This window comes from Sphingopyxis flava (genome assembly GCF_900168005.1).
Classification (GTDB): Bacteria; Pseudomonadota; Alphaproteobacteria; order Sphingomonadales; family Sphingomonadaceae; genus Sphingopyxis; species Sphingopyxis flava.
Window position 1 is genome coordinate 50,076 of record NZ_FUYP01000002.1, and the last position, 12,672, is coordinate 62,747.

10 protein-coding genes are annotated in these 12,672 nt (G+C 64.1%); all 10 read left to right on the plus strand.

Annotated elements, in window-relative coordinates; translation table 11 throughout:
• Positions 1-208 precede the first annotated feature (208 nt).
• Positions 209-577, plus strand: a complete 369-nt coding sequence (locus B5X69_RS01755; RefSeq protein ID WP_079636988.1) for a BlaI/MecI/CopY family transcriptional regulator — start codon at positions 209-211, stop codon at positions 575-577.
• On the plus strand, positions 574-2,265 hold the full coding sequence (locus tag B5X69_RS01760) for a M56 family metallopeptidase (RefSeq protein WP_079636989.1): 1,692 nt from the start codon (positions 574-576) through the stop codon (positions 2,263-2,265). The genes B5X69_RS01755 and B5X69_RS01760 overlap by 4 nt, the downstream gene beginning before the upstream one ends.
• Positions 2,266-2,412: 147 nt before the next feature.
• Positions 2,413-3,330 carry an MBL fold metallo-hydrolase gene (locus B5X69_RS01765; RefSeq protein WP_079637165.1) on the plus strand — a complete coding sequence of 306 codons (918 nt, stop codon included), beginning with the start codon at positions 2,413-2,415 and terminating at the stop codon, positions 3,328-3,330.
• Between the two features lie 100 nt (positions 3,331-3,430).
• Positions 3,431-4,054 carry a DUF4230 domain-containing protein gene (locus tag B5X69_RS01770; RefSeq protein WP_079636990.1) on the plus strand — a complete coding sequence of 208 codons (624 nt, stop codon included), beginning with the start codon at positions 3,431-3,433 and terminating at the stop codon, positions 4,052-4,054.
• Between the two features lie 67 nt (positions 4,055-4,121).
• Entirely contained in the window at positions 4,122-4,832 is a 711-nt protein-coding gene (locus B5X69_RS01775) for an adenylate cyclase (protein ID WP_079636991.1), read from the plus strand.
• A 70-nt stretch (positions 4,833-4,902) separates the two neighbouring features.
• The gene (nadA, locus tag B5X69_RS01780) at positions 4,903-5,892 is read left to right on the plus strand and encodes a quinolinate synthase NadA (RefSeq protein ID WP_079636992.1); all 990 of its coding nucleotides are present in this window, start codon (positions 4,903-4,905) and stop codon (positions 5,890-5,892) included.
• A gap of 1,022 nt (positions 5,893-6,914) precedes the next feature.
• Complete coding sequence (locus B5X69_RS01785; protein WP_079637166.1) at positions 6,915-7,178, plus strand: GlsB/YeaQ/YmgE family stress response membrane protein; 264 nt, start codon at positions 6,915-6,917, stop codon at positions 7,176-7,178.
• 116 nt (positions 7,179-7,294) lie between these two features.
• A complete protein-coding gene (locus tag B5X69_RS01790; protein ID WP_053552823.1) occupies positions 7,295-7,564 on the plus strand; it encodes a GlsB/YeaQ/YmgE family stress response membrane protein in 270 nt (89 codons plus the stop codon).
• Positions 7,565-7,866: 302 nt separating this feature from the next.
• Positions 7,867-9,063 carry an efflux RND transporter periplasmic adaptor subunit gene (locus B5X69_RS01795; protein WP_425441486.1) on the plus strand — a complete coding sequence of 399 codons (1,197 nt, stop codon included), beginning with the start codon at positions 7,867-7,869 and terminating at the stop codon, positions 9,061-9,063.
• Between the two features lie 38 nt (positions 9,064-9,101).
• Positions 9,102-12,515, plus strand: coding sequence for an efflux RND transporter permease subunit (locus B5X69_RS01800; protein ID WP_079636994.1), 3,414 nt, complete (start codon positions 9,102-9,104; stop codon positions 12,513-12,515).
• Positions 12,516-12,672: the final 157 nt, after the last annotated feature.

Below are 12,672 nucleotides of genomic sequence, written 5' to 3' on the forward strand. Positions count from 1 at the left end.
AGCGGAACACTCGGGAACAAAATACATCATTCAAGCGCCGTGCCAGTTTGCAGACCGCGGGCTTTCGGGCTGCACATAGTGGTTAGCAAAAGCTTTCCGTTTCAGCGCGATGTCAAAATTTCCGACACTTGCGTCACGATTTCCGTTCATCGGCCATTCAGTTGATTGACTACATTTGTAATCGAAGCAGGCGAAAGGAGGGGTCCGCATGGCCGAACGTGCAAGCGAATCCGAAATGCAGGTGCTCAATGCGCTGTGGGACGAGGCGCCGCTGACCGCGACTGACCTTGCGCGGCGCATCGGCAAGGCGAATGGCTGGACGCTGGCGACCGTGAAGACGCTGATCGCGCGTCTCGTCCAGAAGGGGGCCGTGACGGCCGAAGCCGACGGACGCCGCTATCTCTATCGTCCCGCGGTCGACCGCGCCGAGGCGATGGGCGAGGAATCGCAGCGTTTCGTCGACCGGCTCTTCGGAGGCCGCGTCAGCCCGATGATCGCGCATCTCGCCGAGCGGGAGGCGCTCACCGACGCCGACATTGAAGAGATTGAGGCGCTGTTGAGGAGGCTCAAATCATGAGCGCCGCGGTGCTGATGGAAGCGTGGGGAGACACGATGCTCACCACGGCGATTCTCGTCGGGGCGGTGCTCATGATCCGCAAGCCCTTCATGCGGCGGTTCGGTCCGCGCCTCACTTACGCGCTCTGGACGATTCCCGCGCTCCGTTTCGTTCTGCCGCCGTTGCCCTTCGCCGATCCCGTCGCCGCGCCGATGACTGCCGCGCCTGCGATACCGGAAGGCGAAATAGTGATCGCAATGACCACGGCCCATCACGGCGCCGCGGCATCCGATGTCATTCCCGGGGCAAGCTTGGCTTTCGCCGACGCTCTGCCGCTTCTCTTTCTCGCCTGGCTGGCGGGGGCCCTTGCTATTCTCGCGCGCGCAATGCTCGCGCATCGACGCTTCAAGTCCGAGGTTCTGACGCGGGGCGTCGACCTTGAGCCGCTTGGAGGGATCCGGCTTGTGATGAGCGGCGCGGTCGACGGGCCCGTTGCCTTCGGCCTCGTCCGGCGTTTCGTGGCGGTCCCGCGCGACTTCTTCGCCCGCTACGCACCCGAGGAGCGCGCGCTGGCGATCGACCATGAGCTCGCGCACCATCGCCACGGCGATCTTTGGGCCAATGCCGCTGCGCTGGTGCTGCTCGCGAGCCAATGGTTCAACCCGCTCGCCTGGCGCGCGATCCGCGCCTTCCGCTTCGACCAGGAGGCCGCATGCGACGCGCGGGTGCTGGTAATGGCCGAGGGGCAGGCGCGCGGCCCGCGCACCGCCAGCTACGCGACCGCGATCGCCAAGGCGGCGGTCGGCTCGCGCCTCGCACTCGCGGCGCCGATGGCCTCGCAAGATAATTTGCAGGAGAGACTGACAATGCTGACGCAGCAGAATATATCGCGCCGCAGAACGCTCGCCGGGCGGTTGCTCGTCGGCGGCGCAGCGATTGCGGCGCTCGCGGCGACCGCAACGCTCGTTCCCACAGCGACGGCGCAGTCCGGGGATCTGCCGGTGCCCCCCGCACCGCCGGCGCCTCCCGAAGCCGTCACTCCGCCGCCCCCGCCCGCGCCCCCCGTGCCTCCCGAGGCGATCGAGGGCGCGCAGCATATGCTTATCATCTCCAGCGAAGAGGATGGTGAGGGAGGCAAGGCCGATGGTGAGCGACGGCAACGGACCCGGGTAGTGGTCCGCGGCGAGGGGGAGGGCATGGAAGGCGAAATTGACTCGCCCGCGCCGGGCCGCTTTGCGTTCCGCATGCCGGGCGGTTTGACGCGCGACGACATTCTCTCGACGCTCAAGGAGCAGGGTGTGACCGGCGCGCAGGCCGAGGCCATCGCCGACAAGCTGGAGGCGAAGCGTCATGCGGGTTTGCGCACCGCGATGGCGCCGCTTCCCCCGATGCCGCCCATCCCTCCCATGCCAACGGTCGACTGGAAGCGAGGGGATGGCAGGGCAATGGCATTTGCGCATTGCGGTCCGGGCCAAACGCCGGTGCCGCTTGTCGATCGCGGCGACAGCGACGGCAAGAAGCGCAGCCGGGTGCTGATGGTCCGCTGCGGAGACGCGGCCGACTTGTCGGGCCAGCTTTCGGCGCTCCGCAAGGCGCGCGATCGTTTTGCCCAAGGCGGTGCGCCGGACCATATGTCGGCCGAAACGCGGGCCAAGATCATCGCCGACATGGATCGCGCGATCGCGGACCTGGAGCGCGAGAAAGAATAGGGTCGCGGCGATCGAGCTTCGACGCCGGTCCATTGTCCCCGGCAGGGATCGGCGGCAGGGGCGGGGAAAGGGAGCGGCGCCTTGCTGCTCCCTTTTTTCTGATGATCGAGCCTTTTCCTTTCGCAGGGGCGATGCCACATGGTGGGCATGAGCGACAAAAAGACCTGGCCCGACACAATCCACGCCGGCGAGTGCGAGCAGCACGAGCCGCTGGTGCGCCGCGTGCTCGCACCCAACCCCTCGCCCTATACCTTTACCGGCACCCAGACCTGGATTGTCGGCGCCGGAGCCGATGTTGCCGTAATTGACCCCGGCCCGACCGGGTCGGGGATGAGCATCGGCGATCCGCCTGACGCCAATGGGCGGGGCCATGTCGATGCCATCCTGCGCGCGGTCGAGGGACAGCGGGTCGCTGCGATCCTGTGCACCCACACGCATCGCGATCACAGCCCTGCTGCGGCGCCGCTCAGCAAGGCGGCAGGGGCGCCGATCGTCGGCTGCGCTCCGCTTGCACTTTTGGACGACGGGCCGCGCGCCGATTCGGCGTTCGACCCGGACTATGCTCCGGACCGCGTGCTCGCCGACGGCGAGCGCATTGCGGGGGACGGTTGGACGCTGGAGGCGGTCGCGACGCCGGGTCACACCTCAAACCATCTTTGCTTCGCGCTCGTCGAGACAGGGGCGCTGTTTACCGGCGATCATGTCATGGCATGGTCCACCAGCGTAGTCAGCCCGCCCGATGGCGACATGTCCGCCTATATGGCATCTTTGAGCAAGCTCTACGATCGCGGCGATCGCGTCTATTATCCCGCCCACGGGCCGGCGGTCACCAAGCCGCGGCAGCTCGTTCGCGGTATGCTGGGCCACCGCAAGCAGCGGGAGCGGCAGATTCTGCGCGAACTTGAAAAGGGGACTGCGGAAATCCCCATCATGGTGAGCCACATGTACAAGGGTCTCGATCCGCGCCTGACCGGCGCTGCGGGCCGCTCGGTCCTTGCGCATCTGATCGACCTTAAGGCACGGGGGCTGGTGCGTGTTCGCAACGAGGCGTGGGAATTGACATGACCGCGCTGAAGACCCTGTTCGCGGCGGCTCGTGCACCTGGCGCCGGGAACGTGCTCCGCGAGATTCTCCACCCTTCCGGCCGCTTGGACTATAGCAGGTCATGACGCAGACCACCCCCCGCCTTTTGCCCCGGCTAATCCTTCTCGCCGCTGCGGCTTTGCTCGCGCTTGCTGCCTGGTGGGCGGTATCCGCGTGGCGCGATTGGCAGCGAGGCTATGACCCCGAAACCGTTGTCGCCGCTAGTCTTCAGGGTCTTCAGGAGCAGAATGTCCTTGTCCCCTTCACCGCGCGCTACGTCGCGGTCGTGACCTCAACGCAGAGTCGGTTGGGGCTGAGTGCGAAGAAAACGCTGATCATGCCAGGGACCGTGCGCTATGAGCTCGACCTGACGAAGCTGAAGCCTGCCGATCTCGACTGGGATGCGGCGGCGAATGCGCTGACGGTTACTTTGCCGCCGCTGCGGCTCGCGGGACCGGAAATCGACATCGACGCGATCAGCGAATTTCGCGATGGTGCGATCCTCCTGACCCTTACCGATGCTGAGCAACTGCTCGACGCCGCGAACCGCAAGGCGGCGCAGGAGGAATTGATCAGGCAGGCGAAAGGGGCAACGCCGATGCGCCTCGCCAGGAGCGCGGCGCAGACCGCGATCGAACAGAACTTCGCTATGCCCCTCAAAGCGGCGGGGATTGACGCGAAGGTTACTGCGCGCTTCGGCGACTGAATCGGGCTTTTCGTGCGCCGCATGCTGCGATAAGAAATTCGCCAGGGTCGCATCGGGAGATGCGGATATGGCAACAGTGGGGGGCGCAGCCGCCGCCGAACGATTCTGGCAGCGGATGGCGATTGGTCTCGCCATCTTCATCGTCTTTGGTTTCCTGCAGTTCGCGGCGCGCGGCTTCGCCGATCCGCTGAGCGCGCCAGCCTGGGTGCATTTGCACGGGCTCGCGATGCTCGGCTGGCTCGCCCTGCTCATCGTCCAGCCGTCGCTGGTTGCGCGCGGGAACCTCGCGCTTCATCGCCGGCTCGGCTGGCTGGGCGCGGGGCTCGCCCTCATAATCACAGGGCTGGGCGTTTTTACCGGCGTCATGGCCCTGGTGCTGCATCGCCAACCGCCTTTCTTCGATCCCGCCTATTTCCTTGCGCTCACTGCGATCGAATCGATGGTTTTCGGCGCGATGGTGGTCTGGGCGATCCGGCGGCGCCGCGCGACCGACTGGCACCGGCGATTGATGATCGGCGCGACGATCGTGATTCTTGAGCCGGCACTCGGACGGTTGCTCCCGATCCCGCAGATGGGCGCCTGGGCCGAACCTGCGGTCGCGCTGTGCCAGCTTGCGGCAGTTGCCTTCGTTGCAGCGTACGACTGGCGGTTGCGCGGCGCGGTCCACCCCGCGACCTGGGCAGTAATGATGGTTGCTATCGCGACGCGGGTCGCCATATCGCTGCTTGCCATGACGCCTCCCGTCATTGCGCTTGCGGCACGGCTCGCTGGCGATTGATCCGCCGAATTGCCCTGCGCGGGGACGCGGTGTAGGAGGCGCGTGGCCAACGCCACGACAAGGACAAGCCATGACTGCTCCCATCCGTGAAAATCTTTCCGGTCTCGACCTTCGCGCCGAGATCGACCGGTTGCGCAAGGACCGAAACGCCGTGATCCTCGCGCATTATTATCAAAAGCCCGAGATTCAGGATCTCGCCGATTTCGTCGGCGATTCGCTGGAACTGTCGCGCAAGGCGGCAGACACCGACGCGGACGTGATCGCATTTTGCGGCGTCAAGTTCATGGCCGAGACGGCGAAGATATTGAGCCCGGAAAAGATCGTCGTGCTCCCCGACATGGACGCGGGATGCAGCCTCGAGGACAGCTGCCCTCCCGAACAGTTCAAGCGCTTTCGCGCGGAGCATCCCGACCATATCGCGCTGACCTACATCAATTGCTCAGCCGCGGTGAAGGCTCTCTCCGACATCATCGTCACGTCATCGAGCGCCGAGACGATCATCAGCCAGATTCCCGAAAGCCAGCCGATCATCTTTGGCCCCGATCGCCACCTCGGAGGCTATCTCAATCGCAAATTCGGGCGTGAGATGCTGTTGTGGCCAGGGGTGTGCATCGTGCACGAGGCGTTCAGCGAGACCGAGCTACTAAAGCTCAAGGCGCAGCATCCCGAGGCGCCGGTTGCCGCGCATCCTGAGTGCCCGCCGCATATCATCGATCATGCCGACTATGTCGGATCAACGAGCGGTATCCTGCAGTTTGCCAAGAACTTCCCGGGCGACACGCTGATCGTCGCCACCGAGCCGCATATCATCCATCAGATGGAAAAGGCGCTGCCCGAGAAGACCTTCATTGGCGCGCCGGGGGCCGACGGCAACTGCAACTGCAACATCTGCCCCTATATGGCGCTCAACACGATGGAAAAGCTCTACCTTGCGCTCCGTGATCTTCAGCCGCGGATCGAGATGGACGAGGAGCTGCGCCTCGCGGCAAGGAAGAGTCTCGATCGCATGCTCGAGATGGCATCGGGAACAGTGGGCAAGGGCGACCTGGGTCGCGCCTGACCTTGAGTCGCCTGCCCGGCGAGCCCGATTCGCTCCGCGGCCAGGCAGGATAAGGCGCCTTTTCGAATCTGAAAATGTTGCGCTGCTGATACAAAAATGCTGCGCAGCAAAGACAAGTTGCTAATGCCGGACTTATCCACAGGTGCGGGAGGTTTTGCGCGCTTTTTTGTTGGCGACCTGCGGGCTCCGTGCCAGCTTCCAATCATCGGACGACAGAGACGTCGGACCACCCGGGACCGAAGGATGGTTGCAAGACCAGCCTGAGAAAGCGGAGCGGATCGACGAGGAAGGAGACCGATACCCGGTCACGGAACGCCGCAATTCCCACGAGTTGAGGCAGACCCGACCGGAATGGAAATGCAGTCCATCGCCGGATAACAGCCACTGCTTCGGCAGAGGCCCGGACCGGATGATGAAGGGCTTTCCAGGTGCGGCCGGCCCCCGAAAGGGGGCCGACCAAACCGCCGCCGGACTGGTTCCGTGTGCGCGGCGACGGATCGTTTTGCGGGCCGCTGATCGCAAGAGAAGCGGACCGGGATGAGCCCGAGAACGCGGCTGGAGCAAAACCGGATAGTGGGGGTTGGCAGCGATGCCGGCCCCCATTTCGTATGGGTGGTCCCCCATCCTCCTCGCCCTTTCCCTCTCGCCCGACCTCGATCCGCTTCTTCAGGATGGGAAGGGCTGGCCCATCGGGTGAACCCACCCCACCCCGGGGGCGAGAAGGCCCCCTTCCTCCCTTCCCCCTGAAGGCCCACGGCGCCCCATAAAATTCCTCCGGTGTGAGCCGCGTCACATCGCGGTACGAGCGAAGCTTCTATTCCTCCGACTGCGACCCGGATCAGCTCCCGATCAGGAGCTGTTCCCACTTTCCCGGCCGGATTGCATTCGGTCCGGCCGGGAACCTTTTGCGCAACGCTGGCATTGTGCAGACATCGGCAAAGCGATGTTCGGACACGATAAGGCGCTTACCAATACGCCCCCGTGCGACCCATCGCTCCGGTCCAAGAATGGGAGCAAAATATATGGGTATCATCATCACGCTTATCGTCGGCGGTATCATCGGCTGGCTGGCGAGCATCGTCATGCGCACCGACGCGCAGCAGGGCATCTTCCTCAATGTCGTCGTCGGCATCGTGGGCGCTTTTCTGGGCAATATTCTTGGCGGCATGTTCGGCAGCGGTGCCTCGCTCAGCAGCTTCGACCCCGTGGGCCTTCTGTGGGCTTTCATCGGTGCGATCGTCCTGCTCGCGATCGTCAATCTGGTGCGCCGCGGTAGCGTGCGCTGACAGGACGGCAGCGGCACCTCAGCCGCTGCCATTCCGTTAGGCGAATTGATAAATCTGCGTTACCATCGCAGTGCCTGTCTCGACAGGCGACAATGAATATCGCAAGGGGGTCATCTATGACTTGGATTATCGCAATCATCATGGGCGGTATCATCGGCTGGCTGGCGAGCATCGTCATGCGCACCGATGCGCAGCAAGGGATATTCCTCAACATCGTCGTCGGTTGTTTGGGATCGATCCTCGGCCGATTCCTGTTCGGTCGCTTTCTGGGCGGCGGCCATCTGCGCGGCGACGCCTTCGACCCGATGACACTGCTCACGGCATTCATCGGCGCGGTGATCCTGCTCGCCATCGTCAATCTCGTCCGCCGCGGACGCGTGCGCTGAACCGGCGGGGTTAACGCGGCCATTTTTAGGGCCCGATTGAAAAAGGGGCGGCCGATCCGGTATCGGCCGCCCCTTTTTCGTGATTACCGCGCAGCATCGCCTTTTATTCTGGACCGGGAACTCGCGATGCGGGTATGAAGCCCGCCCTCCACGGGCGGGGAGGTTCAAGTTTCGCGCTTGCCAGCGGTGATTTAATTCGATAATACACCTTCAAGATTATCTGGGTCTGTCGCGCGCATCGGGGGCGGTTGTCAAGGGCGGCTGTCGGTCCGGCCATTGTAGACGGCAGAGGGGAATTCGGCGTGAACTACGAGCGGAAAGTGGAATCGATGGACAGCTTGGCGGGCTCGGCGCAGGAATTTTACGAAGAGGCGGACGATCGCCGTAAGCGCAAGCGCCTGATCATTGCCGTGGTGCTCATCGTGCTGGTGCTGGCGGCCGCCTGGTATGGATTTTCATCGACCAAAGGCGGCGACCCGGCTGCGGGGGACGGCGCTGCTGCCAGCACGCCCACCGTTACCGTCATGATACCGGGCATGCAGTCGGTGCAGGCGGCCATTTCGGCCAATGGCACAATTGCCGCGCGGCGCGAAATGCCGGTCGGCGTCGCGGGTGAGGGCGGCCAGGTGGTGCGTGTCCTCGTCGAGCCGGGCCAATGGGTCGGCGCTGGTCAGACACTGGCGATCATCGACCGCTCGGTCCAGGCTCAGCAGGCGGAGAGCCTTGCGGCCTCGATCCGCGTGGCGCAGGCCGATGCCGATCTCGCCGAGGCCGAACTCAAGCGCGCCGAGGCGCTTGTCTCACGCGGCTTCATCTCCAAGGCCGACATGGATCGCAAGCGCGCGACGCGCGACGCCGCGCAAGCCCGCGTCCGCGTCGCGCAGGCGCAGTATCGCGAGGCTGTCGCGCGAAACAGCCGCTTGAACATTGTCGCGCCCGCCGCCGGGCTCGTGCTGACGCGCGAGGTCGAACCGGGGCAGATCGTTGGCGCGGGCAGCGGCGTCCTGTTCCGCATGGCGAAGGGCGGCGAGATGGAAATGCTCGCGCAGCTCGCCGAAGCTGATCTGCAGCGGGTATCGGTCGGCACGCGGGCGACCGTGACGCCGGTTGGCACCGACCTCAAGATCGAGGGACAGATCTGGCAGGAATCGCCGGTCATCAACCCTGAGACGCGCCAGGGAACGGTGCGGATAGCGCTGCCATACAGCGCCGCGCTGCGGCCGGGCGGCTTCGCCGACGCACGGCTCGTGTCAGGCACCGGCCAGGCGCCGCTCCTTCCCGAAAGCGCGGTCCAGAGCGGTCCGGAGGGCAATTTTGTGCTCATCGTCGACAAGAATAATCAGGTCCAGCGGCGCCCGGTGAAAGTCGGCACCGTCACCGACGGCGGTGTGTCGATTGCGTCGGGACTGACCGGCAACGAGCGCGTGGTCGTGCTTGCGGGCGCCTTCCTCAATCCCGGCGACAAGGTGAAGCCGGTTGTCCAGAAATCGTCGCAATAATCGACCGCAACGCATCATCGCTACAGGGCGTCTGACACATGAGCTTCCGCAACATCTCCGCCTGGTGCATCCGCAATCCGGTCCCGCCGATCGTTTTGTTCGTGCTGCTCCTCCTTGCGGGCCTGGTCAGCTTCAACCGGATGGACGTCAATGACAATCCGGACGTCGAATTCCCGGCGGTGCAGGTCATCGTCGCGCAGCCGGGCGCGGCACCGACCGAGCTTGAAACACAGGTCACCCAGCGCGTCGAAGCGGCGGTGCGCGCGGTAAGCGGCGTCGATGAAATGTCCTCCTATGTCGGCGAGGGCAGCAGCAGCACATTCGTCCAGTTCGCGATCGGAACTCCGATCGACCGCGCGTATAATGACGTCAACCAGGCGGTGCAGCAGATCCGCAGCGATCTGCCCGACGGCATTCTCGAGCCGCAGGTCGTGCGCGTCGACGTTGCGGGCGGTCCGATCACACATTTCTCGGTCGAAGCGGCCGACATGACCCTCGAACAGCTCAGCTGGTTCGTCGACAATACGGTGGCGAAGGAATTGCTATCGATTCCCGGCATGGCGAAGGTCAGCCGCTCGGGCGGTGTCGACCGCGAAATTCGCGTCATCCTCGATCCTGCCCGCATGCAAAGCTACGGTCTCACGGCCAGCCAGGTGAACCAGCAACTGCGCCAGGTCAATCTGAATGCCGCGGGCGGCCGCGCCGAGATCGCGGGGTCCGAGCAGGCCGTGCGCGTCCTTGGCAACGCTGCGAGCGCCTATGATCTTGGCCAGACGCGCATAGCCATTGGCGGTGGCCGCACGATCCGCTTGTCGGACGTTGCGAAAGTCAGCGACGGTTACGCTGAACAGCGCAACCTCGCGAAGATCGGCGGTCGGCAGGTTCTCAGTTTCTCAATCGAAAAGGCGAAGGGTTCCTCCGACGTCACGGTCCACGACGAGGCGATGAAGAAGCTTGAGGAGATCAAGAAGAACAACCCCAAGGTCGCCTTCAAGATCCTCTTCACTCGCACCGAATACACCAAGGAACAATATCGTAGCTCGATGGCAGCGATGGTCGAGGGCGCGGTCCTTGCGGTCGTGGTTGTCTTCTTGTTCCTGCGCGACTGGCGCGCGACGCTGATCAGCGCGCTCGCCATCCCGCTCTCGGCGATCCCGACCTTCTGGTTCATGGAGCTGATGGGCTTTTCACTGAACGGCCTCTCGCTCCTCGCGCTGAGCCTCGTTGCCGGGGTGCTCGTCGACGATGCGATCGTGGAGATCGAGAATATCGTCCGGCACATGCGCATGGGCAAGACCGCGTACCAGGCGGCGATCGATGCCGCGGACGAGATCGGCCTTGCCGTGGTTGCAACCACAAGTTCGATTGTCGCGGTGTTCCTGCCGGTCGCATTAATGCCCGGCGTGTCGGGGCAATTCTTCATCCAGTTTGGCATGACCGTCGTCTTCGCGGTGGTCGTCAGCCTCGCTGTGGCGCGCATGATCACGCCGATGATCGCGGCATATTTCCTCGCCGCTGAGGGCGAACAGGCGCATGCCAACGGACCCTGGGTCGACCGCTACGAAAGGCTGCTGGGCTGGACGCTGAACAGCGAAAAGCACAAGGCGGTGCGCGCGCGCTACGAGCCGGTACCGACCCGCCCGAGCTTGTTGATCGTCCCGCTTGCGCTCGCGGCCTTGACGATCCTCCTTTCGACTTATCGCTATTTCCAGCCAGTGCCGGTCGGCCAGGACGCCCCCAATACGGCGGTGCACTTCCTCTTGCTGACGCCGATTGCGGCGGTCACCACCTTCCTCCTTGCAGTCTTCCTGATGATTGCCATTGGCGCGGCGCTGGATTCCATGGGCGCCAAGTGGGCGTGGACTCGCTGGGCCAAATTCATGACGCGGCGCGCCTATGCGCGCCTCTTTGACCATCGTGTGTGGATCGTGGGGATCGGCGGCCTTGCTTTTGCGATGAGCATTATTCTGTTCATATTCATCCCGAAGCAGTTCCAGCCGACGATCAACAGCGATTACAGCCAGGTCAAATATGAACTGCCGCCGGGCTCGACGCTTGAGCAGAGTGAAACGATCGCGCGGCAGATCTCGGCAATCCTCGATGATAGCCCGGTGGTCGACACTGCCTTCTATGATATCAATGTCGGCGGCGGGAACGCTTTTCTCACGCTCAGAAAGGACCGGGAGGTGTCGAGCGTCGAATGGGAGCGCAGCCTGCAGCCGAAGCTCGGAGAGATCCCCGACGCGCGCGTGAGCTTCCAAAGCCAGTCGGGCGGCTTTTCGGGCCGCGACATTACCTTCGTCCTTGGCGGAGACGATCCGATCGCGCTCGAGAAACATGCGCTCAAGATTGTCGACCAGATGAAAGGACTGAAGGAACTGCGCGCGCCGCGTATCGAGGGCGATATCCCGCGGCCCGAAATTATCATCACGCCGCGCCTCGACCTCGCTGCCGACCTTGGCGTCACGACCGCGGCACTCAGCCAGACGATCCGTATCGCGACGCTCGGCGATATCGACCAGAATGCGGCGAAATTTTCGCTGTCCGACCGCCAGATTCCGATCCGGGTACTTCTCTCGGAAGATTCGCGCCGTAGCCTTGCGACGCTCGAGAACCTGCCGGTGCCGACCGCAAGTGGGTCGACAGTTCCGCTGAAATCGGTCGCAGAGATCGGCTTTGGCGCAGGTCCTACCGAACTTCGGCGCTACAACCAGACGCGGCGCATCGTGATTGGTGCCGACCTTGCGCCGGGGCTTGTGACAGGCAATGCGCAGACCAAGATCGACGCGCTGCCCGCGGTCAGGAATATGCCGCAGGGCATCCGCAAGGTGATCCAGGGCGACGCGAAGTGGCAGGCCGAGATGATGCGAAACTTCATGATTGCGGTTGTCGCCGGGTTGATGCTTGTCTTCTCGACGCTGGTGCTCCTCTATCGCCGCTTCCTCTCGCCGCTCGTCAATATGTCGTCGCTGCTGCTCGCCCCGCTGGGCGGCCTGCTCGGCCTTCTCATTGCGCGGATGGAGATTTCCATGCCGGTGTTCATCGGCCTCCTGATGCTGCTCGGCATCGTCGCGAAGAACTCGATCCTGCTTGTCGATTTCGCGATCGAGGAGATGGACAAGGGTGTCGAGAAGGCGGCAGCGCTCATGGACGCGGGGCGCAAGCGTGCCCAGCCGATTGTGATGACCACGGTCGCGATGGTCGCAGGCATGGTTCCCACCGCGCTGTCGCTGTCGGGCGACGGGGCATGGCGCGCGCCGATGGGCGTCGTGGTGATCGGCGGACTCATTCTCTCGACGCTGCTGACGCTGCTGATCGTGCCCGCGGGTTTCAGCCTCGCCGACAGCATCGAGAAGCGAATGGGCCGCTTCTTCTCGCGCACCCTGCTGACCTATCGGCCTGGCGATGACACGCGGCCGCATGCCGACCCCGCCCCACATCCAGCCGAGTGACATCGGCCTGCCGGGGACGGGGCAGCGGTTGCAACCTTTGCGCCGCGGCGCCATTTGACAGGGCATGACGGACCGGCTCACTGCGCCTGCCGATGCGGCACGTCCCCGCCTCTTCACGAGAAGCGGGGAAGTGGGTGTTGCCCTGCCGACGGGCGGT

Coding starts and splice junctions, on each gene's coding strand:
- B5X69_RS01790 (WP_053552823.1), top strand. CDS start 7,295: ATGACTTGGATTATCGCAATCATCATGGGCGGTATCATCGGCTGGCTG.
- B5X69_RS01775 (WP_079636991.1), top strand. CDS start 4,122: ATGGCAACAGTGGGGGGCGCAGCCGCCGCCGAACGATTCTGGCAGCGG.
- B5X69_RS01765 (WP_079637165.1), top strand. CDS start 2,413: ATGAGCGACAAAAAGACCTGGCCCGACACAATCCACGCCGGCGAGTGC.
- B5X69_RS01770 (WP_079636990.1), top strand. CDS start 3,431: ATGACGCAGACCACCCCCCGCCTTTTGCCCCGGCTAATCCTTCTCGCC.
- nadA (WP_079636992.1), top strand. CDS start 4,903: ATGACTGCTCCCATCCGTGAAAATCTTTCCGGTCTCGACCTTCGCGCC.
- B5X69_RS01800 (WP_079636994.1), top strand. CDS start 9,102: ATGAGCTTCCGCAACATCTCCGCCTGGTGCATCCGCAATCCGGTCCCG.
- B5X69_RS01760 (WP_079636989.1), top strand. CDS start 574: ATGAGCGCCGCGGTGCTGATGGAAGCGTGGGGAGACACGATGCTCACC.
- B5X69_RS01755 (WP_079636988.1), top strand. CDS start 209: ATGGCCGAACGTGCAAGCGAATCCGAAATGCAGGTGCTCAATGCGCTG.
- B5X69_RS01785 (WP_079637166.1), top strand. CDS start 6,915: ATGGGTATCATCATCACGCTTATCGTCGGCGGTATCATCGGCTGGCTG.